The sequence below is a fragment of the Lentzea sp. NPDC055074 genome, assembly GCF_053608005.1.
Genome location: NZ_JBSGUQ010000021.1, coordinates 130,887 through 153,126, shown reverse-complemented (window position 1 = coordinate 153,126; position 22,240 = coordinate 130,887). Strand labels below are relative to the sequence as shown.

Annotated in this window: 24 protein-coding genes; 11 read left to right on the top strand and 13 right to left on the bottom strand. The window is 67.2% G+C overall.

The features are described 5' to 3' along the window. Positions 1 to 348: 348 nt before the first annotated feature. A complete protein-coding gene (locus tag ACWF7A_RS36330; protein WP_452255025.1) occupies positions 349 to 666 on the bottom strand; it encodes a hypothetical protein in 318 nt (105 codons plus the stop codon). 522 nt (positions 667 to 1,188) lie between these two features. On the opposite strand from ACWF7A_RS36330, the gene ACWF7A_RS36325 reads away from it, so the two are divergent. Next, positions 1,189 to 1,614 (top strand): helix-turn-helix domain-containing transcriptional regulator, encoded by a 426-nt coding sequence (locus ACWF7A_RS36325; protein ID WP_452255024.1) that lies wholly within the window; start codon positions 1,189 to 1,191, stop codon positions 1,612 to 1,614. Here the strand turns inward: ACWF7A_RS36325 and ACWF7A_RS36320 are convergent. Continuing rightward, positions 1,611 to 2,093, bottom strand: a complete 483-nt coding sequence (locus tag ACWF7A_RS36320; protein WP_452255023.1) for a hypothetical protein — start codon at positions 2,091 to 2,093, stop codon at positions 1,611 to 1,613. The two genes, ACWF7A_RS36325 and ACWF7A_RS36320, sit on opposite strands and share 4 nt — an antisense overlap. Positions 2,094 to 2,422: 329 nt before the next feature. Beyond that, positions 2,423 to 2,902 carry an inositol monophosphatase family protein gene (locus tag ACWF7A_RS36315; RefSeq protein WP_452255022.1) on the bottom strand — a complete coding sequence of 160 codons (480 nt, stop codon included), beginning with the start codon at positions 2,900 to 2,902 and terminating at the stop codon, positions 2,423 to 2,425. Positions 2,903 to 2,982: 80 nt separating this feature from the next. Between ACWF7A_RS36315 and ACWF7A_RS36310 the strand changes: the two genes are divergently transcribed. Both ACWF7A_RS36310 and ACWF7A_RS36305 read left to right on the top strand, forming a co-directional pair. Continuing rightward, positions 2,983 to 3,816: a tyrosine-type recombinase/integrase gene (locus tag ACWF7A_RS36310; protein ID WP_452255021.1), complete on the top strand. Its 834-nt coding sequence runs from the start codon at positions 2,983 to 2,985 to the stop codon at positions 3,814 to 3,816. Between the two features lie 109 nt (positions 3,817 to 3,925). Beyond that, positions 3,926 to 5,428: a hypothetical protein gene (locus ACWF7A_RS36305; RefSeq protein ID WP_452255020.1), complete on the top strand. Its 1,503-nt coding sequence runs from the start codon at positions 3,926 to 3,928 to the stop codon at positions 5,426 to 5,428. Between the two features lie 168 nt (positions 5,429 to 5,596). On the opposite strand, the gene glnA is transcribed toward ACWF7A_RS36305, so the two are convergent. Continuing rightward, positions 5,597 to 7,021 (bottom strand): type I glutamate--ammonia ligase, encoded by a 1,425-nt coding sequence (glnA, locus tag ACWF7A_RS36300; protein WP_189160466.1) that lies wholly within the window; start codon positions 7,019 to 7,021, stop codon positions 5,597 to 5,599. 211 nt (positions 7,022 to 7,232) lie between these two features. Here glnA and ACWF7A_RS36295 point away from each other — a divergent pair, with 211 nt between their 5' ends. Further along, a complete protein-coding gene (locus ACWF7A_RS36295; RefSeq protein WP_452255019.1) occupies positions 7,233 to 7,664 on the top strand; it encodes an RDD family protein in 432 nt (143 codons plus the stop codon). Here the strand turns inward: ACWF7A_RS36295 and ACWF7A_RS36290 are convergent. Then, entirely contained in the window at positions 7,651 to 8,559 is a 909-nt protein-coding gene (locus ACWF7A_RS36290) for an AraC family transcriptional regulator (RefSeq protein WP_452255018.1), read from the bottom strand. The two genes, ACWF7A_RS36295 and ACWF7A_RS36290, sit on opposite strands and share 14 nt — an antisense overlap. Positions 8,560 to 8,648: 89 nt before the next feature. On the opposite strand from ACWF7A_RS36290, the gene ACWF7A_RS36285 reads away from it, so the two are divergent. Next, entirely contained in the window at positions 8,649 to 8,933 is a 285-nt protein-coding gene (locus ACWF7A_RS36285) for a DUF1330 domain-containing protein (protein ID WP_452255017.1), read from the top strand. A 61-nt stretch (positions 8,934 to 8,994) separates the two neighbouring features. Here the strand turns inward: ACWF7A_RS36285 and ACWF7A_RS36280 are convergent, their stop codons facing one another. Beyond that, on the bottom strand, positions 8,995 to 9,726 hold the full coding sequence (locus ACWF7A_RS36280) for a DUF4191 domain-containing protein (protein WP_452255016.1): 732 nt from the start codon (positions 9,724 to 9,726) through the stop codon (positions 8,995 to 8,997). A 61-nt stretch (positions 9,727 to 9,787) separates the two neighbouring features. Here ACWF7A_RS36280 and ACWF7A_RS36275 point away from each other — a divergent pair, with 61 nt between their 5' ends. The 4 genes from ACWF7A_RS36275 to ACWF7A_RS36260 all read left to right on the top strand — a co-directional run bounded on the left by ACWF7A_RS36275 (position 9,788) and on the right by ACWF7A_RS36260 (position 13,866). Beyond that, positions 9,788 to 11,857 (top strand): ATP-dependent DNA helicase UvrD2, encoded by a 2,070-nt coding sequence (locus ACWF7A_RS36275; RefSeq protein WP_452255015.1) that lies wholly within the window; start codon positions 9,788 to 9,790, stop codon positions 11,855 to 11,857. Between the two features lie 152 nt (positions 11,858 to 12,009). Next, positions 12,010 to 12,285 carry a hypothetical protein gene (locus tag ACWF7A_RS36270; protein ID WP_452255014.1) on the top strand — a complete coding sequence of 92 codons (276 nt, stop codon included), beginning with the start codon at positions 12,010 to 12,012 and terminating at the stop codon, positions 12,283 to 12,285. Positions 12,286 to 12,383: 98 nt separating this feature from the next. Then, positions 12,384 to 12,704, top strand: coding sequence for a WhiB family transcriptional regulator (locus tag ACWF7A_RS36265; RefSeq protein ID WP_189160471.1), 321 nt, complete (start codon positions 12,384 to 12,386; stop codon positions 12,702 to 12,704). 289 nt (positions 12,705 to 12,993) lie between these two features. Then, on the top strand, positions 12,994 to 13,866 hold the full coding sequence (locus ACWF7A_RS36260) for a methyltransferase (RefSeq protein ID WP_452255013.1): 873 nt from the start codon (positions 12,994 to 12,996) through the stop codon (positions 13,864 to 13,866). Between the two features lie 668 nt (positions 13,867 to 14,534). Here ACWF7A_RS36260 and ACWF7A_RS36255 read toward each other — a convergent pair. The 4 genes from ACWF7A_RS36255 to ACWF7A_RS36240 form a co-directional block, all read right to left on the bottom strand. After that, entirely contained in the window at positions 14,535 to 15,077 is a 543-nt protein-coding gene (locus ACWF7A_RS36255) for a hypothetical protein (protein ID WP_452255012.1), read from the bottom strand. Between the two features lie 85 nt (positions 15,078 to 15,162). Then, positions 15,163 to 16,473, bottom strand: coding sequence for an ABC1 kinase family protein (locus ACWF7A_RS36250; RefSeq protein WP_452255011.1), 1,311 nt, complete (start codon positions 16,471 to 16,473; stop codon positions 15,163 to 15,165). Continuing rightward, a complete protein-coding gene (locus ACWF7A_RS36245; RefSeq protein ID WP_452255010.1) occupies positions 16,470 to 17,270 on the bottom strand; it encodes a TOMM precursor leader peptide-binding protein in 801 nt (266 codons plus the stop codon). The genes ACWF7A_RS36250 and ACWF7A_RS36245 overlap by 4 nt, the downstream gene beginning before the upstream one ends. Positions 17,271 to 17,316: 46 nt before the next feature. Beyond that, positions 17,317 to 17,472: a DUF5679 domain-containing protein gene (locus tag ACWF7A_RS36240; RefSeq protein ID WP_189160476.1), complete on the bottom strand. Its 156-nt coding sequence runs from the start codon at positions 17,470 to 17,472 to the stop codon at positions 17,317 to 17,319. A 195-nt stretch (positions 17,473 to 17,667) separates the two neighbouring features. Here ACWF7A_RS36240 and ACWF7A_RS36235 point away from each other — a divergent pair, with 195 nt between their 5' ends. Further along, a complete protein-coding gene (locus ACWF7A_RS36235; protein ID WP_189160477.1) occupies positions 17,668 to 18,195 on the top strand; it encodes a M48 metallopeptidase family protein in 528 nt (175 codons plus the stop codon). Between the two features lie 335 nt (positions 18,196 to 18,530). Here ACWF7A_RS36235 and ACWF7A_RS36230 read toward each other — a convergent pair whose 3' ends face one another. Continuing rightward, positions 18,531 to 19,832 (bottom strand): zinc-dependent metalloprotease, encoded by a 1,302-nt coding sequence (locus tag ACWF7A_RS36230; protein WP_452255009.1) that lies wholly within the window; start codon positions 19,830 to 19,832, stop codon positions 18,531 to 18,533. Positions 19,833 to 19,876: 44 nt separating this feature from the next. On the opposite strand from ACWF7A_RS36230, the gene ACWF7A_RS36225 reads away from it, so the two are divergent. Beyond that, the gene (locus ACWF7A_RS36225) at positions 19,877 to 20,956 is read left to right on the top strand and encodes a YlbL family protein (RefSeq protein WP_452255008.1); all 1,080 of its coding nucleotides are present in this window, start codon (positions 19,877 to 19,879) and stop codon (positions 20,954 to 20,956) included. A 6-nt stretch (positions 20,957 to 20,962) separates the two neighbouring features. On the opposite strand, the gene ACWF7A_RS36220 is transcribed toward ACWF7A_RS36225, so the two are convergent. Together ACWF7A_RS36220 and ACWF7A_RS36215 are read right to left on the bottom strand one after the other, a co-directional pair. Beyond that, on the bottom strand, positions 20,963 to 21,529 hold the full coding sequence (locus ACWF7A_RS36220; RefSeq protein ID WP_452255007.1) for a hypothetical protein: 567 nt from the start codon (positions 21,527 to 21,529) through the stop codon (positions 20,963 to 20,965). Between the two features lie 131 nt (positions 21,530 to 21,660). Continuing rightward, positions 21,661 to 22,200 carry a PPA1309 family protein gene (locus tag ACWF7A_RS36215; protein WP_452255006.1) on the bottom strand — a complete coding sequence of 180 codons (540 nt, stop codon included), beginning with the start codon at positions 22,198 to 22,200 and terminating at the stop codon, positions 21,661 to 21,663. Positions 22,201 to 22,240 lie beyond the last annotated feature (40 nt).

The window sequence follows — 22,240 nt, the reverse complement described above, 5'->3', positions numbered from 1 at the left end:
GTCGGTTCCGCCGACGGCGGCGCGCTGCCACGCCACCACGGGGACCGCGCCGCCGAGGCCGGCGGGCGGAGCGAAGCGGGAGCCCGACGTGCCCGGATGGATGCGGGCCACGCTGGTAGGTGACCGGCCCGCCGCGCGCCGACGGCGGCGGCGCCTTGATCCCATATAGCTGAATTCAGCAGTACACCGCATTGGTTGGTTGTCGTGTTTCGGCTGATGCTTGATACGTTGGCTCCACCTGATGCTTGACACCGCTGGTCACAGGTTCGATCACCTGAACATCGCTGCTCTGATGGCTCGACTTTCAGGGGGCGCGCCAACACAACGGCGGGCAGTCAGGCCTACACATCACTCGGGTTGTCGTCTCCAGCCGGCCAGCACGCTCCATCGCTCCACCGCCGCGACAGGATCGTCTGCTGAGGCCACCATCTCGACGCATAGCGGTGTTGCCGCTGCCCGGAGTCTGCCGTCCTTCGCGTAGCCCAAAACGATGCAGCGCAACCGCTGTCCCAACTCAGGCCACGGCTCACCCGGCTGGTCTGTGATGTACGAGCTGTCCACGAATCCGCGTTCGCCGTCCTCGGATTCGATCAGGAGCCCGTACCGAACACGGCCAGTGACCAAGCAGTGCACGATGTCGTACCTGCTCCGCGCCTGGATCTCCATGGCTCGCTCCCACAACGTCGTCATTGCCGCACGCGGCACCACCGTAGCCACCATCGGCGCGCTACGACGGGCTGTCGCTGTACCGGACTGACTAGGTCTGGCATCAAGCATCAGGTGAAGCCGAATCGTCAACCATCACCTGAAGCCCGACAACCGCATTGGTTGGCGGTCATGCACAGGTGACAATCTCGACCCACGTACGTCCCTGTCAGATGCTCTCGGGATAAGAAGATCTTGCGTTGCGCCGCGCGTCCTTGCTGGATTTGATGACCGGCCTGACTAGGCTCAGACGCACTAACGCCTAGTCAGGCCGGTCATCGTTGAACCGAGCAAGTCAACTGGTGTGACCAGTCTCCTTGATCAATTTCTGGCGCTATCTGCGCTGATCAGGGCTAGTCTGATCGTGGCCTAACCGTGGCTCTCGGTTGACAGGGGACGGGCCTGACGTAGCATATGTGTTACGCCCGCACCGGAGGGCTTGTCGTCATCTCCTGTACCGCCGCCCACACTGGAGGTGAGCTTATGTCGGCTGTGCCAACCACGTTTTGGGACGACCTCGCTGAAGACTTGAAGGACCCCGTGTTCCTTCGTGCGTACATCGCGGAGTCCTACAGGATCGAGACCATCGACCGCTTGGTCAACACGCTGGACGAGGCAAGAGCCGCCAGTGGCCTGACGAAGGCTGATCTGGCGCGTGCTATCAACCTTGATCCAGCTGTGGTCCGGCGTCTGCTGTCTGCTGGTCACCGAAATCCGACTATCGGAACACTGGCGGAAGTGGCAACGGCGCTAGGTTTCCGCCTGACGCTTGAGCCGCTTCCCGAAGCTGAAAAGACCGAGGTCATCGAGCCTTTGAGAACGGGACGAGCGAAGAACGGATCGAAGCTTGCTCGCTTTCTGGGGATCAAGCGGAATGGCGAGAAGTCGATGGTCGCTGGCTCATGTTAGCCAAGAGAGCGAGGGTTTCGACGCTTGTACTCGTCGCCGAGAGCTCTAATTTTGGCGTACTCGGCAGGATCGATCTCCGTTTTGAACGGCTTGTCTCGGCCGTCGATTACTACTAGAAGTGGCTTTTCTGGACCCTCTGCCGAGTAGTCAAGCAGGCAGTAGAGCCGGTAGTGGTGACGACGCGGGCCATCCTTGCGGACCTCAAACCAGCCCGCCATGTCTCCCTTCATCGCCTCCCAGTAGCCGCCGCCCGAGAACCTCTTGGGCGGCGCGGCAGCGACTGCGGCAAGTGCTGACTTCATGGCCGCACGCACGTTGGCAGGGCAGACGTCGTTGAGGAAGTCACGACCTGGGCACGCTTCGTTGGGATCGTCCTCTTTGTGGCGTTTGAAGTAGACGATGTCATGGGCGTCGTCGCTGGACGGCTGGGTGCGCAGCTCGACACTCTTGTCGTTAGCTCCACGCTTCTTTTGCGCCATCACCCCGCCATTCTACGCAATAGCATTGCCACTTTCGAGTGAACATGCGCTGTGCTGCTATTTGAATTTCTTATTACTTGGCGGTTCGAGCTGGAGTTGGTTCGTGGAGATCATGACTTTGGTGAATCGCTGCGAGGCGTGGTGCTAGCTCCGGGCAGGTCGGTGCGGAGTGACTACGTGGGGGTTTCGTCGACCAATTTTGAACGCAAGACGGGCGCTGACCTGCGGATATGCAGTAGGTGTCCAGTCCGGCGAAAGTTGTCTCCCCCTAGGTCTTCAACCTACATTGGCGCGTTGCCTAGCTCGCGGTCTGATCCTCGTAGGGCAGGTCAAAGCGAGGACTGGACAAGGGCAAGCAGCTTGTCGGCGAGGCCAGGTGCAGCAGCAACAGTGTGGGCTGACGTGGCTGAATGTGGGGTGCCAGAGCTATCTGTGACGATCACTCCTGCCTCGCGTGCGATAAGTACGCCCGCAGCGATGTCCAAGGTCTGGTTTGACAAGATCACGGCGCCGTCGATGCGGCCTTCTGCCAGCCAGACGAGATCGTGGGCTGCCGACCCGAACATGCGAACACGCTCGACCTGAGCGGCCAGCGCGGCTGTGAGAGCGACCCGTTTGAGGTTCTTCTCTGCGGCTCCTTCGCCGAAGGCAAAGTCGCCGATCGCCACCACTGACTTGTGCAACTCCTTGGTCCTGCTTGCGGCGAGCTTCGTACCGTTGACAAACGCGCCCTTGCTCGTCACGGCTGAGTAGTGAAGATCCATGTACGGCAGCGAGACCGCAGCGACGACAGCGTGCTCACCGTGCATCAGGGCAAGGGAGATCCCGCACAGTTGAGTTTCGGCTCAAGCTCCACGTCTTTCCGTACTTCGGGGACGACGAGCTGCGGGTGATCCTGCCGTCCACGATCCAAGCGTGGGACCGGAAGCTTCAGAAGAAAGGGCTCGCCGAGACCTACCGTCGGACGATCTTCGCCAACGTTTCAGCAATCCTGACGGCTGCGGTGGACGACGAGCGCATCCGCAAGAACCCCTGCAACGCCAAGTCGGTCAAGAAGCCGCGCGGCGAGTATCCGAAGATCGTGCCCTGGACGCCTGAGCGGGTGCAGGCGGTTCGGGCTTCGATCGGGGAGCGGTACCGCGTTGGCGTAGACCTCGGCGCAGGTGCCGGCTTGCGGCAGGGAGAGGTCTTCGGGTTCTCGCCGGACGACGTGGATGAGTCGGAGGGTGTCATCCACGTCATGCGTCAGATCAAGATCGTGCGCGGCAAGATGATCTTTGCTCCACCGAAGCACGGGAGGACTCGGGACGTACCTCTGGCCAGCAGCCTCGCGGAGTCGATCGACGCGCACGTTCAGAAGTTCGAGTCGCTTCCGATCACGCTCCCGTGGGGGACTCCTGACGGCAAGCTCGTGACGGTGCCGCTGTTGATCTATACCCGAGAGTCGAAGCAGATCTACCGACACTCGTTCAACCACCACGTGTGGAAGCCAGCGCTTGTCGCAGCTGGCGTGCTGAGTCCTGGACGTGCAGAAGGGTTCCATGCCTTGCGGCACTTCTTCGCATCGATGTTGCTGGATGAGGGCGTGAGCATTCGGGCGCTCGCTGAGTACCTCGGGCACGCCGATCCAGCTTTCACGCTACGTGTCTATACCCATCTGATGCAGGCAAGTCACTTGCGAGCCCGGCTTGCGATCGATCGAGCGTTTGGTGCCGAGAGCTGACAGGTCCTGTGCTTCCGATGCTGTGTTGACGCTGGCAAGTATCAGATCTGCTTCAGTGGGCGATAGAGCAGGTTAAGTCGAGTGCAAATCACAAGCTTGGGAGTCTGACTTGACTGGTGAAAAGACGTCGGAGCGGGAAGTTCCTCGTAACGTTTCTATCGATGACGAGGACGGTGAGAGGGTTGTCAGGGTTAGGCACACTGTGGAGGGCGGCCAAAAAGTCGTAATCGAGGAGCGGTTTCCTGACGCGCTTTCTCATCTCTATCACCCCAGGGGGGTGAACGAGGAAATTCCGCTATATGCAGGCGACTTCAGGTTGAACGATGGTGATGCTTCAGGAGATTTTACGGGGGAGGTCTATTTTAGTTGGCTCCCTACTCCGCGTACTTTTTTTGAGGGTGACGCCGATGGGTTGCGCATCCATGATCTTCTGGGTGATGACTCGCAAGGCTCTCATTGGTCGAGTATGCCTACCGTTACGCTGCCTGAGGCTGTCGGCGTTCCTGAGGCGCCTCGGGAGCGTTCGTACACTTGGGATAGTGATCGGCGGGTCTATAGATCCGATCGCTTGGGTGATCAGATTGTCGGCGATCTCAGTATTGAGGTCGATAGGCTGACTTTCTGGATCCCTAATGGCTGGAAAGGTCCGTTCGATGCCTCTCGCATTCGAGCGTCCGATCAGCCTTGGGTGTGGTGGCAAGGAAGGATTGAGGTTGATGTTGAGGAGTGGTCAATAAAGATCGATTCTTTGCGTGAGGCTGGTAAACGTGAGTTTTGGGAAGAATTGCGGGGCAGTGGTGGGTGGCGCTTCACTCATGTCGGTGAGCTGCGCCGAAGTGACGGAGAGAAGTTCAAATTTGAGGATGTGGAGGCCATTCTTCATCAAATAGGACTGGCCATCACGCTTACGCTGGGTCGCCAGGTCCGGCCTCTGCTGCCGGTGGGTTGGCTAGATGGCGCCCCTCGCTGGTCATCATGGCGGACGGGTCCTATAGATAGGATGCTGGGGGTTCGTTCTTGGAGTGATCAATCAATCTTTGCGGAACAACTATCCGAGGTTATCGAAAGAGTAATCTCGTGGTGTCGAGATCCTGGCAATGCGGAACTGCTGCAATACTCTGTTTCTTACTATGCGGCCGCCAGTTTCGGTTCGAGTGCTGAGTTGGGCGTCGCTTTGCCTCTCTCCGCCCTTCAGATGCTCGCGTATGACCGGTTTGTCGAACAACGCCGCTTGTATACGCCTCGGCAGTGGAAAGATGGTCTGCATACGGAAGAGGAGATCAGGCTCCTCCTGGACGATTGTGGAATTGATCTGGAAATTCCGGATCACATGGAGTATCTGAAGTCTGTTTCGGCGGCTCTGGGTCCCATGCCAGATGGTCGTCATCGTGATGCGCTGCGATGCATCGTGGATATGCGAAACGTTGTGATTCATCCAACTCGCAGAAAGCCGGTTATCTGGAACCATGAGCAATGGGTGGAGGCATCGATGATAGCGGTCCATCTTCTGGAGCTGGCTATGCTGAACCTTATCGGCTACAGAGGAAGGACCCGATCGGTCATGCAGCCCGGCACGTGGCTCGGGACCGTGTTCCCCGTTCCATGGGTATGAGCAAGCTGTAATTGCTGATCGTCGTTCATATGCCGAGGGCCGGGCGACAAGTTGTCACCCGGCCCTCGGCATATGAACGATCAGGCGGCCGTCTCCACGCTGGACGGCCTGGAGACGGCCTGGCTGGGGCTTAAACCGGTGAAACGGCTGGTCAAAGCCCCGCGCCGATCACACGTCGTAGTACAGCGCGAACTCGTAGGGGTTCGGGCGCAGACGCAGCGGGTCGATCTCCTCGGAGCGCTTGTACGAGATCCAGGTGTCGATCACGTCCGGCGTGAACACGCCGCCCTCGAGCAGGAACTCGTGGTCGGCCTCCAGGTTGTCCAGCACCGCGTCGAGGGTGGCCGGGACCTGCTTGACGTCGCGGGCCTCCTCGGGCGGGAGCTCGTAGAGGTCCTTGTCGATCGGGGCCGGCGGCTCGATCTTGTTCTTCACGCCGTCGAGGCCCGCCATGACCATCGCCGAGAAGGCGAGGTACGGGTTGCCCGAGGAGTCGGGGCAGCGGAACTCGATGCGCTTGGCCTTCGGGTTGTTGCCCGTGATCGGGATGCGGACGCACGCCGAGCGGTTGCGCTGCGAGTACACGAGCGAGACCGGGGCCTCGTAGCCCGGGACCAGGCGGTGGTAGGAGTTCACCGTCGGGTTGGTGAAGGCCAGCAGCGACGGGGCGTGGTGCAGGATGCCGCCGATGTAGTGGCGGGCGGTGTCGGAGAGACCCGCGTAGCCGCTCTCGTCGTGGAACAGCGGCGAGCCGTCCTTCCACAGCGACTGGTGCGTGTGCATGCCCGAGCCGTTGTCGCCGAACAGCGGCTTCGGCATGAAGGTGACGGACTTGCCGGCCTGCCAGGCGGTGTTCTTGATGATGTACTTGAACAGCATCAGGTCGTCCGCGGCGTGCAGCAGCGTGTTGAACTTGTAGTTGATCTCGGCCTGGCCGCCGGTGCCCACCTCGTGGTGCGCGCGCTCGACGGTGAAGCCCTGGGCCTCCATGTTGAGGACCATCTGGTCGCGCAGGTCGGCGTAGTGGTCGTTCGGGGTGACGGGGAAGTAGCCACCCTTGTACTTGACCTTGTAGCCGAGGTTGCCGCCCTCTTCCTCACGGCCGGTGTTCCACCAGCCGGAGACCGCGTCGATCTTGTGGAACGCGGAGTTGGCGGTCGTGTCGAACTGGACCGAGTCGAAGATGTAGAACTCCGCCTCGGCACCGAAGTACGCGGTGTCGGCGATGCCCGAGTCGGTGATGTACTGCTCGGCCTTGCGCGCGATGTTGCGCGGGTCGCGGCTGTACGCCTCACGCGTGAACGGGTCGTGCACGAAGAAGTTGACGATCAGCGTCTTCTCGATGCGGAACGGGTCGAGACGCGCGGTGTACAGGTCGGGCAGCAGCAGCATGTCCGACTCGTGGATGGACTGGAAGCCGCGCACGGAGGAGCCGTCGAAGGCGAGTCCCTCTTCGATCGCGTCGGCGTCGAACGCCTTGGCGGGCAGCGTGAAGTGCTGCATCACGCCCGGCAGGTCGCTGAACCGCACGTCGACGAACTTGACGCCCTCGTCGGTGATGAACTTCAGCACCTCGTCGGAATTCTTGAACACCCTCGTCGACTCCTTGACTATGGAATACGGCTGGCCATCGCGAGCGACCGTATGTCGGCGGTGTTGCCCGTCCGTCACTCTGATGTTTCGCCAGTGTTAACGGGGACGGTCGAAGGGGCAAGACGACCACCCCGTGCTCACCCGTTGAGCACGCCTTTACTCTGGTGGGGTGAGCAGGTGGACCGGTTCGTGGCTGTCTGGACCTAATTCGGTGCTGTCGCCGGGTGACGACTCGAACGACGGCACGCAACAGCGGTGGCGCGGTGAGCGGCACGGCTTCCCCAAGGACGGGCCGGGCTCCATCGCCTCGATCGGGCGGCGCACGTTCGCCATCCTCGTCGACTTCCTCCTCGCGGCGGGCGTGGCGGCGGTGTTCACCCAGCCCGACCTGCCCAAGAACTGGAGCCTGCTGGCCTGGTTCGTGATCACCACGGTCGCCGTCGCGTTCTTCGGGTTCACCCCGGGCCACGCGCTGCTCGGGCTGCGGGTGGCGCGGATCGACGGCAAGACGTTCGTGCACCTGCCGCGGGCCCTGCTGCGCACCGTCCTCATCTTCCCGCTGATCCCGGCGCTGGTCTGGGACGCGGACGGCCGCTGCCTGCACGACAAGGCGGCCGGCACCGTGGTCATCAAGGTCCGGTAGCGCCCCGCCGGAACCTGCCGGGAGCCACGCCGAACTCGCGCTTGAACGCCGTCGCGAAGGCGAACTCGGACGTGTAGCCGACCTGGCGCGCCACCGCCGCCAGGGTCTCGTCGCCGTCGCGCAGCATCCGCGCGCCGGTGCTCAGCCGCCACCAGGTCAGGTAGGCCATCGGCGACTGCCCCACCAGCGCGGTGAACCGGCGGGCGAACGCGGTCCTCGACATCCCCGCCCGGCCGGCGAGCCCGGCGACGCTCCACGGGTGCGCCGGTTCGCGGTGCATGTGGCGCAGGGTCGCGGCGATGACCGGGTCGGTGAACGCCGCGCACCAGCCCGTGCCGGACGTGCGTTCGGACTCCTCCTCCAGCCACGCGCGCAGCAGGTACACGAACAAGAGGTCGAGCAGCGCCGGCAACGCGGCCCCCGCGCCGGGCTTCGACTCCGTGACGTCCGCGCCGAGCAGGTCCACGGCGGCGCGCAGCGCGGGGTGCCGGCCGGGCCGGGCGCGCAGGTGCAGCACGTCCGGCAGGGTGCGCAGGAACGGGTGCGCCTGGCCGCGGTCGAGCCGGTAGGCGCCGCACACCAGATGGGTGGTCGCGGCGGGGTCGTTCGGAGCGTCGTCGGAGTCGCGGGCCGGCGGCAGGTCGGCCGTGGTGCGGTCCGGGCGGTCGCTCAGGCCGTGCAGTGCGCCGTGCGGGAGGAAGACCACGTCACCGGCGTCGAGGCGCACCGGTTCTCCGGACGGCGGGATCAGCCAGCACGAGCCGCGCACCACGACGTGGAAGCCGGCGCCGGGGTACGGGCCGAAGCGGTGACCCCACGGCCCGGCGAAGCGGGTGCGCGTGAACTTGGCGCGGCCGACGCGCATGGTCGCGATGACATCGGTGAAGACGTCCACAGCGTCACCCTAGCTGCGGTCCTTTCGCGTATTTCCCAGGCCGTTTCAGGCATGGGAACGACCGCGTGCCGGTTCCTACGGTGGATCACATGACCGCTTACGTAGTGATCGACTCGGACATCGACGACGAGGAAGGCTTCCAGCAGTACGTGGACCAGGTCTTCCCGCTCCTGGAGAAGGCCGGGGCCCGCAACGTCCTCGACGAGGCCACGCCGCTCGTGCTCGAGGGCGACTGGTCGTGGCGCAGGCTCGTGATCCACGAGTTCGAGAGCAGGCAGGCCGTGGAGGACTTCTGGAACTCGCCGGACTACCAGCCGCTCAAGGAGCTCCGCAGGCGGTACTCGACGGTGCGGGTCGTCGTCGGCGGGGCCTGAACGCGAAAACGCCGCCTGTCCCATTGGCGAAGGACAGGCGGCGTTCGTCGGACTCGAGGTGTCAGCCCCGGCGGCGCATGGCGCGCTGGACGTTGCGCATCTTCGCGCCCGCGGGCATGGGGCCCTTGGGCAGCGCGGCACCGCGGCTGGCGAGTGCGGCGAGGCGGGTCTCCAGCGTGTCGACCTGGGCGGCCGTGATGTTGCGCGGCAGCTTCATCAGCTTCGACTGGAGCTTCTTCAGCGGGACCTGGCCCTCTTCGCTGCCGATGATGAAGTCGTAGATCGGGGTCTCGCCGACGACGCGGGCGATGCGCTTCTTCTCCTGCGCGAGGAGCGGCTTGACCCGCTGCGGCGCGCCCTCGGCGACCAGAACGACGCCCGGCCGGCCCAGCACGCGGTGCACGGCGTCGAGCTGCGTGGTGCCCGCGACGGCGGGGGTGACGCGCCAGCGGCCGCGCAGGTTCTCGAGCGCCCAGGCGCCCGCACCCGGCTGGCCGTCCGCCTTGCGGAAGACGTTGCTCTGCACGCGGCGGCCGAAGATGATCACGGCCAGCAGCGCGCCGATCGCGACGCCCAGCGGCACGAACATCCAGACCGCGTCGAAGACGATGCCCAGGACCACGGCGATCGCGGTGACGCCGAGGATCGCTCCCAGCATCAGCGGGATGAGCGCCTTGTCCTCGCGGCGCTGCATCTTGAACGCCTCGAAGATCTGCTTGCGCCGCTCACGTGAAGCCGCGCGGCGAACCTTCGCCGCTTCCTTCGCCGCCGCCTTGTCCTGCTTACCTGCCATGTGCCCAGGATACGGCGCGCTGGTCTCGGTGTTGCATCGGCCATCTGCGAGACTGCCGGGCATGGACGCGTTGCTGGAGGGTCTTGATCCGGAACAGCGCGCCGCGGTCGAGGCCCCGCGCGGCCCCGTGTGCGTGCTCGCGGGTGCCGGTACCGGCAAAACGCGCACCATCACGCACCGCATCGCGTATCTGTGCCAACGCGGTCACGTCGCTCCGTCGCAGGTCCTCGCCGTCACGTTCACCAAGCGCGCCGCGGGGGAGATGCGCACGCGTTTGCGTTCTCTGGACGTGCACGGCGCACAGGCCGTGACGTTCCACGCCGCCGCCTCGCGCCAGCTGCGTTACTTCTGGCCGCGCGTCATCGGCGGTCCGCGCTGGGAGCTCGTCGACCAGAAGATCCGCGTGGTCGCCCGTGCCGCGTCCCGGCTGGGGATGCCGACCGAGCCGGACGCGCTGCGCGACCTGACCAGCGAGATCGAGTGGGCGAAGGCGTCGCTGCTGACGCCGGAGGACTACCCGGCCGCCGCCGCTCGTGCCGCGCGGGACATCCCGGCGCCCGCCGAGCAGATCCTGAAGCTCTACACGACCTACGAGCAGCTCAAGACCGAGGCGCAGCTGCTCGACTTCGACGACCTGCTGCTCTACACGGCGGGCGCGCTGGAGGACAACGCCGAGGTCGCGCAGGAGTTCCGCGACCGCTACCGCTGCTTCGTCGTCGACGAGTACCAGGACGTGACGCCGCTGCAGCAGCGCGTGCTCGACTCGTGGCTGGGCGCGCGCGACGACCTGACCGTGGTCGGCGACGCGAACCAGACCATCTACTCCTTCGCCGGCGCCTCGCCGCAGCCGTTGCTCAACTTCGGACGCCGGTTCCCGGAAGCGGTCGTGGTGCGGCTGGAGCGCGACTACCGCTCGACCCCGCAGGTCGTGGAGCTCGCCAACGACGTGATCAAGTGGGCGCGCGGCCGTCCCGCCGGCTCGCGGCTGCAGCTGATCGGGCAGCGGGCGGACGGGCCGAAGCCGCGGTTCCACGAGTTCGACGACGAGCCGAGCGAGGCGGACGCCGTCGCGGGCCGCGTCAAGACGCTGCTCGACGAGGGCGTCGCGGCGTCCGAGATCGCGATCCTCTACCGCGTCAACGCGCAGTCCGAGGTGTACGAGCAGGCGCTCGCCTCGCTCGGCATCCCGTACCTGGTGCGCGGCGGCGAGCGCTTCTTCGAGCGCGCCGAGGTGCGCCAGGCGATGATCACGCTGCGCTCGTCGGGGGACGTGGCCGGCAGCCTGCCCGAGGTCGTCCGCTCGGCGCTGGGCCGCGTGGGCCTGACCGACGAGCCGCCGACCGGTGGCAGCGCACGGGAACGCTGGGAGTCGTTGCTCGCACTGGTCGAGCTCGCCGAGGAGTTCGCCGCCGCCACGCCCGACGCCGACCTGCCGCGGTTCTGCGTCGAGCTGGACATGCGCGCCGAGGCCCAGCACCCGCCGACGGTCGAGGGCGTGACGCTGGCTTCGCTGCACGCGTCGAAGGGCCTCGAATGGGACGCCGTGTTCCTCGTCGGACTGGTCGAGGGCACGATGCCGATCCAGTACGCCGACGGCGACGAGGCGAAGGTCGAAGAAGAACGCCGCCTTCTCTACGTAGGTGTCACGCGCGCGCGTGAGCACATCTGGCTGTCGTGGGCCCTGGCGCGCGCCGCCGGTGGACGCAAGTACCGCCGCCGCTCCCGGTTCCTCTACAACCTCGTTCCCGAGAACCACCCGGCCGCGCGGGTATCAGGCGGCGCGCAGCGCCCTCCTCTCATGAAGAAGGAGAAGCCGACCTGCCGGGTGTGCGCGTCGACGCTGGTCGACGCGCAGGCCGTCAAGCTCGGCCGATGCAGGTCCTGCCCGTCCGATGTGGACGAAGAGCTGCTCGAGTCGCTGCGCCGATGGCGTGCGGGACGGGCGCGGGAGCTGAAGGTGCCCGCGTACGTCGTCTTCACCGACGCGACCCTGATGGCGATCGCGGAGCAGCGACCCACGGATTCGGCCGGGCTCGTCGCGATCTCGGGCATCGGCGCCTCGAAGCTTGATAAGTTCGGCGACGACGTGTTGGGCCTGGTCCGAGCCGGTGTCGGGTACTCCGCCACCTGATCGGGACAAGTTTCGTTAAATAGGTTGCGAGCCCCAGGTACGGGGTCATAACCTGCTCATGCCGGGTCCGGAGGACCCGTCTGGGGAAGAAGAACTACTAGTACATGCTCTAGCTCTCTGAAGCAGAGCTCTCTATGGAGGAGGTGGCCGTTGTGAAGCTCTTCATGACTTCGCGCGCGCTCGGCCTCCCCATGTCCGAGGGTCTCTGCACGTCCGCAACCGCCCAGGCCTCGTGGCAGCAGTCTGCCCTGAAGCCAGTGGCCTTGCTGACTCGTGAGCGGGCCACCGGACTGCGCGGCACCGCCCTCGGCGGCAGCGACCTGCGCAACGAGCAGCCGATCGTCGCGCTGCCGGTGATCGATGGCGTCCACAACTACACGAATGCGCTGTCCGCGCATCAAGTGAGAAGGCTCCTGCCGACCCCATAGAGGGGTCGAAGGACCACCAGGCTCACGAAAGCCGCGGACTCGCCAAGAGTCCGCGGCTTTCGTGTTTTTGCAGTACCCCACACAAGGAGAAAACCCTGATGTTGACGGCAACTGTCCCGCTCACCGGCGAGACACTTCCGGACCTGGCGGAGGGACTCGACATCCCCTGCCGCACCCACAACCCCGACCTCTGGTTCGCCGACGCGCCCGCTGACCTCGAGAAGGCGAAGTCCTTCTGCGGGACCTGCCCGGTCCTCGCCGAGTGCCTCGCCGGTGCGGTCGCTCGTCACGAGCCGTGGGGCGTCTGGGGTGGAGAGATCTTCGAGCGCGGTGTCGTCATCGCGCGGAAGCGGCCGCGTGGCCGTCCGCGCAAGGACGCGGCAGTTGTTCCGGCCAGCAGGACGGAGTCGGCAGCGTGAACACCGTGAAGTTCAACGACCACAGCACGATCCCCGCCTACCTGAACGAGGGCCTGACACCCATGTCTCTGAGTGAAGAACTCGTCCGAATACGAATACAAGAAGCCCAGAGGTTCGCGGAAGAGCAACGCCTGGCGAACCGCCTCGCGTCAGCGCAACGTTGGCGCAGGTTGTCGCGATGGGCGGGACGCAGAGCGGCTCGCCACGACCTCTGACAGTCTCGAGCTGAGGCCGTCATCCACGAGAAGGTGGATGGCGGCCTCGGCCGTTCCTCCGTACCGTTCCCTTTGTGCCGCACCACACTCACGACGGAATCGACTGGTCAGCGCGCCTCCACGCGATGAGGCGCTACGGCTCGCTGCAGGCGGAAGCACTGGCCTCGGTGGCCCGCAGACTGGTGGCCCCCTTGCCCGACTCGCCGGTGGTGATGGACGTGGGGTGCGGCGCAGGCTCCATGAGCGTGCCCCTCGCCTCGGCCCTGCGCGAACACGGCGGAGGCGTCCTGGTCCTGGTCGACGCCACCCCCGAACTCCTGGACGCGGCCTGCGCCGCGGCCAGAGCGGAAGCCGACGGCGCCGTCTCGGTGAAGCCGGTCCTGGCCGACCTGGCCTCAGAGGACCCGCTGTCGTTCGCCGGCCCGGTGGAACTCATCTGGGGCTCCCGCGTCGTGCACCACCTCCCTGATCAGCTGCGCGGCATGAAACGCCTGGTGGAGGCCCTGGCCCCAGGCGGCTGGCTGGCCCTCGCGGAAGGCGGCCTCGAAACCCGCTTCCTGCCGTGGGACCTCGGTGTCGGCTCACCCGGCCTGCAGGACCGCCTGGCCGCGGCCCGCGCCTCGTGGTTCGTGTCGATGCGCGAGAAGATGGCCGGCTCGGCCCGCCTCCCGGTCGGCTGGAACGTGGCCCTGGCCGATGCCGGCCTCGGCGAGATCAGCGCCTTCAGCTTCGTCGTCGACCATCCGGCGCCGGCCAAGCAGCTGGTCCGCGACTGGGCGGTCGACCGGCTGACCTGGCTGACCGAGATCACCGAGGCCTACCTGCACCCGGCGGACCGTGATGCGCTTCGCCGGCTGCTGAACCCGTCCGACTCGGAGTACGTCGGCGCTCGCGAGGACGTGTTCTTGCTGGAGACCGACACGGTGCACGTGGGGCGGCGTCGGTGACCTCTGGCGCTGCGCCGGCTTGTCACAGATGTGGGCGGCTGCGGTCCTCCGTTTCTGACCTGGAGTTCTTGGCCTGGTCTTCGGAGCGGACCGGCGGGACGGTCCGGTGGTTGTGTCAGGTGTGCTCGAAGACCCATGTGCGGGACATCGAGGGGAAGTTGCCGGACGAGTACTGGCGCTGACTCACCTGTGGATGCGAATCGCTCGGATGGGTGAGATCGCGTCGGGTTGTGGGGATGTAGGTGGCTGGTCGGCGCCTGCGCTGAAGCGGCTGGCCGCGGGTCTGCGTGGGCTGGTTCGTGGGAAGCCCAGCACGAAGCATTCGGATGTTGCCTGGTGAGCAAGGCTGCTGCGGTGAGACCTGTGGGTGTCTGATCGCAGGAGTGAGTCGGCACATCGCTTTGTAGGCGAGGCCTGTGGAGTGAGGTGGCAAGCCCGCCGATCCACCCGCGACGGATCTCGGCGGAGTGGGTGCGCTCCGGACTGAGCGCACGCCAGCTCGGATGCGCGCCAGCTTGGATGTGCGCCAGCTTGGATGCGCGCCGGATTGAGCGCACGCCGGGGAAACACTGCCTCCGCCGGCCCTGAACCTGACGGCGTGCCGGGCTCGGCAGGGCTCGACTCACGTGCCGACCTGCGGCGTCGAAGGGCGCGGCCGGCCAGGCGGATCAGGTCGGGTAGAGGTGCGACAGGACCTGCCTGACCAGCGCTGTCCCCCGGCGGCTGCTCACCCGTAACTCCTCCCGGAGTTCACGCGGCGAGCACAACCGGGCGTCCACCACGGCGTCGAGGATCTCCACCACGGCGCGCGGGTTCAGTTCTCGCCGCGCGAGATCCAGGGCCGCGCGGGCCGGGGGAGCCAGGCGCAGGCCGTGGCGTTCCACCACGTCTGGCGGGCGGGTTGTGCGTTCCAGAAGAATCCACGGGTTCGCTTTTCGCACATTGCTTCCCGCGAGCACGTGAATGTGCCGCAGAAGGGGAAGTGTCGCTCCTTGGCGGACCAGTGCGTCCGCTCCTGTGATCACCGCGGAAGGTTCCGTGAAAGAAAGGACCGCGCGGAGTCGGTCGAGCCGGGTGGCCGGGGACGGCTTGGTCAGCACCACGCCGGGCAGCAGGCGCTGCCACGACCCGGCGGGTGTGCAGTGACGCTGGATCTCCCGTGGGGAGATCCCGGATTCGCGCAGTTCAGCGGTGGTGGCGATGTGTGTCATGTGTCCATCGTGGGGCATCGGAGGACACACAAAGGGGGCTGGTCGCCAACCTGTGGACAACTTGCCGGCGGTTCACTCGGACGAGTTAGTCGGCGAATCCCGGCTGCCAGCGCGCGACGATTTCGTGGGCCGTCACGTGGGCGTCGAGTTGGCAGAGAATGCCCGTCGCGCCCATTGTCACGCGGTGAATCAGCAGGTACTGCGGCGGCAGGTTCAGGGAGCGGCCCGTTTGTGAGTCCGGGCTGCGCAGGTCGCCCACCCTTTCCGCCTGCGACTGCAGCCAGCGGCGGGTGAAGTGGAACGACTCGGTGCGCAGCGGTTCGACGAACGGGGCCAGGTAGCCGAGCACGTCCTCGCCGTGCAGTTCCATGCCCTCGCGGATGAAGTTCTCGGTGCGCAGCAGCTCGACCAGGTCCGCGGAGCGGCCGTCGAGGGCCAGGCGGGTCATCAGGCCCAGCGTCTTCGGCAGGCCGTCGGGCAGGCGGGCCACGGCGCCGAAGTCGATCACGCGCAGGCGGCCGTCGTCGCCCAGCATGAAGTTGCCGGGGTGCGGGTCCGCGTGCAGGAGGCCGGAGCGGGACGGGGCCGAGAAGTGGAACTCGGCGAGCAGCTGGCCCGCCAGGTCGCGGTCCTCGGCCGAGCCCTCGCGGATGATCGAGGACAGGCCCACGCCCGAGGTCCACTCGGTCACCATGACCTTGGGCGACGAGGCGATGACGCGGGGGACGAGCACGTGCGGGTCGTTCTCGAAGGCCTTCGCGAACGTGCGCTGGTTCGCGGCTTCGTCGCGGTAGTCGAGCTCCTCCAGGTACCTGTCGCGCAGCTCCTCCAGCAGCGGGCGCACGTCGGTGCCGGGCATGATCGCCTGCAGCAGCCGGGAGAACCGCAGCAGCTGCTTCAGGTCGGCGCGCAGGGCCTCGTCCGCGCCGGGGTACTGGACCTTCACCGCCACCTCGCGGCCGTCGTGCCACACCGCGCGGTGCACCTGGCCGATCGACGCGGAGGCGGCCGGGACGTCGTCGAACTCCTGGAAGCGCTTCGCCCAGGACGCTCCGAGCTGTTCGGCGAGCACGCGGTGCGTGGTGCGGGCGGGCATGGGCGGGGCCGCGGTCTGCAGCTTCGTCAGCGCCTCGCGGTACGGGGCCGCCAGCTCGTCCGGGACTGCCGCCTCGAACACGCTCAGGGCCTGGCCGAACTTCATCGCGCCGCCCTTGAGCTGGCCGAGCACCGCGAAGACCTGTTCCGCCGTCTTGGCCGTCACCTCGGCGTTGACCTCGTCGGCCGCGCGTCCGGTCAGTCGCTTCCCCCAGCCGCCGACAACCCGGCCTGCCACCCCGAGAGGGAGGCTCGCCAGCTTGGCGGTGCGCTGCACGGCCTTGCGCGGAATCTCGGTCACTCGGCCATGTTATGTGCGGAGCACTGACAGTCAGGGTGCGGATACCAGCTTCGCCTCTCAGCAACGCCGGACGCGAGGTCCAGCTCGAGAGTGGCGTTCAACACGGGCGGAGGGGACCCCTCGCGGCCGCGGAGGTAGCTCAGCGACTCCAGGATCTGCGCCACCGCCAGCGCCGCGGTGCCCGACGCGAACAGCACGTCCGTCGAGGCGGGCCTGCCGACGAGCTGGGCCGCGATGACGGGCCACGCCGGGTCCTGGTCGGTGCGGTGCAGGTCCGCGCAGTTCAGGCACGAGGAACGACCAGGCAGGACGAGCGGCCCCACGATGCCCACGCCCTCACGGACGCGCACAGCCAGATGCGGCGTGCGGAACGCCATCAGCGTGCTCACGAGGTTCGGATCGGGGACCAAAGTCGCCGCCAGCACGGTCAGATCCGCGTTGTGCGCGAGCTGCACGCTGGATTCCGCTAGGAGCGAAGTAATGGAAAGTGCAAGGTGCCCGGACCCGTGGACGGCGGCTGTCCCACCCCTCGCGGGAGGCCCGTCGTCGAGCAGTCCGGCGTCTTCGAGAGAAGAGAGAACTTCACCCAGCTGGGTGGGGTTGCCACCTCGGCTTTTCAGCCTTTCACCCAGTTCAGCGACAGTGTGCCGGCCGTCGAGGGTGATCAGTTCGTCGACCAGCTCCTCGGGCAGCGAGTCGATCACGACGGCGTGCTTCGGGTCGGTGCCCACCTGGACGACGCCGGGGGCTCTGCGCACGACGGCCAGTCCGGCACGCACGCGAGGTCTTGTCTCCACGACGGTAGAGACTGGCAGGGGGCGGCGCCCCCTGCCAGCGCAAACGTCAGACCTTGGCCTTGCCGAGGATCCGCGTCATCTTCGTGCCACAGACAGGGCAGGTGCCCTTCGCCATGCGCCGACCATTGGTCTCCTCGACGTTGCCGTCGAAGTCGCGCTTCTCGCGGCACTTGACGCAATAGCCGTTGTAGGACTCGGCCACAGCCCCTCCCTTGCAGTTGTGAGTGCGGACACACTCGGGGACCTTGGCGCGACGGTACCTCCGCGAGCGCGCGAAACCGCGCATGTCGTTTCCGCGCGTGTCCAGCCGCCGTTCGGTGGAACTTCACCCGCCGGGTGCCCGCCTGCCGCCGGTTGGGGGCCGAAAATTGTCGGTGGCGACGTTTACGGTGAATCCATGGCCGAACCGCGGGTGGAAGTGCGGCGGAGCCCCCGGCGCCGCCGCATGGTCAGCGCGTACCGGGAGGGTGACACCGTCGTCGTCCTCCTACCGGCACGGATGACCAAGGGGGAAGAGAAGCACTGGGTGGCGGAGATGTTGAGCCGCCTCCAGCGCAGCGAGACGCGCAGGAAGTCCCCTGCGCGCACATCTGACGAGGCGTTGATGGCGCGGTGCGCCGAGCTGTCGGCGCGCTACCTGGACTCGCTGGCGGAGCCGGTGAGCGTGCGCTGGGTGCCGCCCATGCGCACGCGCTGGGCGTCCTGCACGCCGACGGAGGGCACGATCCGCGTGTCCGAACGGCTGCGCGACGTGCCGCCGTGGGTGCTCGACTACGTGCTGGTGCACGAGCTCGCGCACCTGCTCGTGCCAGGGCACGGCAAGGACTTCTGGGAGTGGGTGCACCGCTACCAGAAGACCGAGCGGGCCATGGGCTATCTGGAGGGTCTCTCGGCCGCCGCAGGCTGGGGGATCACGGAGGACTGAAGGTCCGAAGACGCGAAGCGCGCCCGGCGACGGTGTGTTCGCTGGGCGTTCGCGTGTCCGGGGACCGGTGTGCGCTGGGTGTTCGCGTGTCCGGGGATGGTGTGTGTGCTGGGTGTCCGGGGACCGGTGTGTGCTGGGCGCTCGCGTGTCCGGGGATGGTGTGTGCGCTGGGCGTTCGCGTGTCCGGGGATGGTGTGTTCGCCGGGGCGCTCGCGTGTCCTGGGGACGGCAGCCGGCGAGGCGCGCTCATGCCGAGCTCCGATCCCTGAAGGCGCCTCGGGAACGCAGAGCGCCCGGCGAGGAGTCCTCACCGGGCGCGTCCGTTCCAGAGCCGATCAGGCCTCTTCGGGCTTGTCGCCCTTCTCGCCGTCCTCGCGCATGGTGCGCTCCAGCTCGGCGATCGGGTCCTCGAGCGCCTTGCGGGTGTTCGTGAGGCGCTCGGCGAACTCCAGCGGGTCGTCCAGGTCCGCGGCGGTCGGGACGAGCTCGGCGTGCTCCCACACGCTGTCGCGCACCTCGACGCCGTGCTGGTCGCCGATCAGCTTCCACAGCGCCGAGGCGGCCCGCAGCTTGCGCGGGCGCAGCTCCAGGCCCACGAGCGTCGCGAACGTCTGCTCGGCCGGGCCACCGGAGGCACGGCGGCGGCGCAGCGTCTCGCGCAGGGCGGGAGCGCCCGGCAGGCGTTCGGAGACGGCGGAGTCGACCACGACGTCGACCCAGCCCTCGACGAGCGCGAGGAGCGTCTCCAGACGCTCCAGGGCCGCCTTCTGCTCCGGGGTGGTCTGCGGTTCGAGCAGGCCCGAACCCATGGCCTCCTCGATCGAGGCCGGGTTGGACGGGTCGATCTGGCCCGCGAGCTGCTCCAGGGCTGAGGTGTCGACCTTGATGCCCTTGGCGAACTCCTCGACGGTGTCGAGCAGGCGCTGGCGCAGCCACGGCACGTGCGTGAAGAGGCGCTGGTGGGCGGCTTCGCGCGCGGCGAGGAACACCATCACCTCGGACGCGGGGCGCTCCAGGCCCTCGGTGAACTTCTCGATGTTCGCGGGCAGCAGGGCGGAGGTGCCCTCGGGGCCGAGCGGCAGGCCGACGTCGGTCGAGGTCAGCACCTCGGCGCCGAGCTGCGCCAGCGCGTTGCCGAGCTGCGAGCCGAACGCCATGCCGCCCATCTGGCCGAGCATCGCCAGCAACGGGCCGGCCGCCTGCTTGGCCTCGGCGGGCATCGCCTCGACCCACGCGCCGGACATGCGCTGCGCGACCGGGTCGCACAGGCGCTGCCAGGTCGGGATGGTGCGCTCGATCCAGTCGCGCGCCGTCCACGCCTGCGTGGTGCGCGTGCCGGCGGGCAGCGACGTGACCGGGTCCAGCCACATCTCGGCCAGGTGCACGGCGTCGGTGACCGCGCCCGACTGGTCGCCGGCGAACCCGATCGTGGTCGTCGTCGAGGACAGCTGCTGGAACGCGATCTGCTTCGCGAGGTCGTAGTTGACCGGCCCGCTCGACGACCCCGCGTTGCTCAACATGGAGCCCAGCTGGCTGAGCATGTTGCCCAGCTGACTGAAGTCGAACGGGTTGTCTCCCGGCTTCCCGCTCTTGTCGTCGGGGTCGTGCGGGCTGAACCCGAACGGCACGTCACTCATGCCTCTACCGTACGCGGACCGACATGGTCGTACGCTGTTCAGCCGTGAGTGAAACCGTCACGACCGCACCCCCGCCCGCGCCCCCGCCGAGGGAACGCGGACTGACGCGCCGGACCTGGACGCTGATCGTCAGCTTCCTGGTGGTGGCGGCACTCGGACTCCTCGGCGGTTTCGCCAGAGTCCCGTACGTCGCGCTGGGCCCCGGCCCGACCTACGACGTGCTCGGCCAGGTCAAGGACACCGACGTGGTCTCGGTCGACGGCCAGGACACCTTCCCCACCAAGGGGGCCCTGCGCATGACGACGGTCTCGCTCACCGACGACGTCTCGCTGTTCGGCGCCCTGGGCCTGTGGCTGTCGGGCCGCTACGCCCTGGCGCCGCGCGAGGAGTTCTTCAAGCCCGGCGAGTCGGAGGAGGAGGTGCAGAAGAACAACGAGCTCGCGTTCAGCGAGTCCCAGACCTCGGCCGAGGTCGCCGCGCTGCACTACCTCAAGTATCCGGGCATGGTGATCGCGAACCAGGTCACCAAGGGCAGCCCCGCGGAGAACGTCATCCCGCTCGGCGCCCGCATCATCTCCGTCCACGGCAAGCAGGTGCAGAGCGCCGCCGACGTGAGCTCCGCGCTGGAGAACACCAAGCCGGGCGACCGCATCGAGGTGGCGTTCGAGAAGGACGGCACCTCCCAGTCGACCCAGCTCACCCTCGGCACCCGCGACGACGGCCGCCCCGCGGGCTTCATCGGCATCTCGCCGGTGGACCGCGCCGACGTGCCGTTCAAGATCAAGATCAGCCTGTCCGACGTCGGTGGTCCGTCGGCCGGCCTGATCTTCGCGCTGGCGATCGTCGACAAGCTGACGCCGGGTGAGCTCAACGGCGGCAAGGCCATCGCGGGCACCGGCGAGATCGCGGGCGACGGCACCGTGAAGCCCATCGGCGGCATCGCGTTCAAGATGGTCGCCGCGAAGGAGGCGGGCGCGCAGGCGTTCCTCGTGCCCGCCGCCAACTGCGCCGACGCGAAGCAGCAGGCGCCGAGCGACCTCAAGCTGATCAAGGTCGAGAACCTGTCGGACGCCGTGTCGTCGCTCGAGGCGCTCAACGCCGGCAAGGACACGCCGGGCTGCTGACCCCGCTCAGCTCCGGACCGCCGGGGGCCAGCCGTCCAGGTGGGCGAACTGGCGCAGGTACCGCTCGCACCGCGCGACGAAGTCGTCGCCGTGGTCGGGCAGCGCCGTCAGCTCGACCACCCGCTCCGGGACGTCCTCCGGCGGCCGCAGCATGAAGATGGTCATGTCGACGAACTCGCCGCCGCCCTGCTCGGCTGCGGCGAGCGCGAGTGCGGTCGCGACCACGACGCCGACACAGGTCCGGTCCGGGCTGAAGTTCGGCTCGACCCGGTCGAACACGACCGCCGCGGCTCCGTCGCCGGTCGGGGTGACGAAGTGGAGCCGGCGGCGGTCCGACGGGTCTACCGGCACGTCGCGGGGGTTCTCCGCGACCACGACGGCCCGCTGTTCGGCCGCCCCGAGACGGCGACCGGCGTAGGTGACGCCGGTGTCGCCCCGCTGACGGTCCGCGAAGACCTGGACGACGGGCGGGTCGTCGACGCCCAGGAGCCGCCCCATCGTGTCGCGTGCGCCCGTGACGAGCTCGTGGAGCGAGATCGGGGTGCGCATGGTCGCCCAGAGATCGACGGTCATGGCAGGACGGTAGGCAGCCGTCGCGCGCCGTCGCGAGCGACATTCGCTGTCCGCTCGTCGCGAACACCGGACAACGACATGACAACCCCGGCGCGTTCACGCGCCGGGGTTGTGCCAGCCTGGAGACGTGACTAGGGCCGCAGCGTGGCGAGCAGGGCGTCGGTGAGGTTGGGCGCCAGCTCGGGGTGCTCGACGACCTCCTCTGGCACCTCGGCCGTCCCGCGCAGGCGCAGCACGCAGAAGACCGTGCCGTCGCGCAGCACCGCGGCCACCATGCGCGCCTCGCGGCGGGACGGGTGCTCGGCGGCGAACTTCCTCGCCGCCTCGTCGTCCAGCTCGCCGTGGCTCAGCTCCGTCTCCGCCTCCGGGGGCAGCACGACGATCTCCTGGGCCAGGGCGCAGCCGGTCACGGCCGGGGGCCACTCGATGCCCGCGAGCGCGTCGCCCAGATCGCCTTCCAGGGCGTCCTGGGCGATCGGCGTCAGCGGGCTCGCCGACGGGTCGAGCTGGTCGGCCAGCTCCGGTTGCTGGTCGAGCAGTTCTGAGGTGGCCACGAGGGCGAACAGTTGCGGCGGCTGCTCCCAGCCGCCGGACGCTACGAACTGCTCTACCTCACGGGCGACCGTGGGGAGGATGACCGCTGGCGTTTCACTCGCTGACACGCATGTCATCGTAAGACTGCGGACTTCACGGGAACCCAGGGCGTCGTCC

Excerpts from the sequence above, each read along its gene's own strand:
- ACWF7A_RS36220 (WP_452255007.1), bottom strand. The coding sequence starts at position 21,529 with ATGACCGTCGATCTCTGGGCGACCATGCGCACCCCGATCTCGCTCCAC.
- ACWF7A_RS36330 (WP_452255025.1), bottom strand. The coding sequence starts at position 666 with ATGGAGATCCAGGCGCGGAGCAGGTACGACATCGTGCACTGCTTGGTC.
- ACWF7A_RS36285 (WP_452255017.1), top strand. The coding sequence starts at position 8,649 with ATGACCGCTTACGTAGTGATCGACTCGGACATCGACGACGAGGAAGGC.
- ACWF7A_RS36235 (WP_189160477.1), top strand. The coding sequence starts at position 17,668 with ATGGCCGAACCGCGGGTGGAAGTGCGGCGGAGCCCCCGGCGCCGCCGC.
- ACWF7A_RS36275 (WP_452255015.1), top strand. The coding sequence starts at position 9,788 with ATGGACGCGTTGCTGGAGGGTCTTGATCCGGAACAGCGCGCCGCGGTC.
- ACWF7A_RS36280 (WP_452255016.1), bottom strand. The coding sequence starts at position 9,726 with ATGGCAGGTAAGCAGGACAAGGCGGCGGCGAAGGAAGCGGCGAAGGTT.
- ACWF7A_RS36265 (WP_189160471.1), top strand. The coding sequence starts at position 12,384 with ATGTTGACGGCAACTGTCCCGCTCACCGGCGAGACACTTCCGGACCTG.
- ACWF7A_RS36315 (WP_452255022.1), bottom strand. The coding sequence starts at position 2,902 with ATGCACGGTGAGCACGCTGTCGTCGCTGCGGTCTCGCTGCCGTACATG.
- ACWF7A_RS36255 (WP_452255012.1), bottom strand. The coding sequence starts at position 15,077 with ATGACACACATCGCCACCACCGCTGAACTGCGCGAATCCGGGATCTCC.
- ACWF7A_RS36215 (WP_452255006.1), bottom strand. The coding sequence starts at position 22,200 with ATGACATGCGTGTCAGCGAGTGAAACGCCAGCGGTCATCCTCCCCACG.
- ACWF7A_RS36320 (WP_452255023.1), bottom strand. The coding sequence starts at position 2,093 with ATGGCGCAAAAGAAGCGTGGAGCTAACGACAAGAGTGTCGAGCTGCGC.
- ACWF7A_RS36230 (WP_452255009.1), bottom strand. The coding sequence starts at position 19,832 with ATGAGTGACGTGCCGTTCGGGTTCAGCCCGCACGACCCCGACGACAAG.
- ACWF7A_RS36325 (WP_452255024.1), top strand. The coding sequence starts at position 1,189 with ATGTCGGCTGTGCCAACCACGTTTTGGGACGACCTCGCTGAAGACTTG.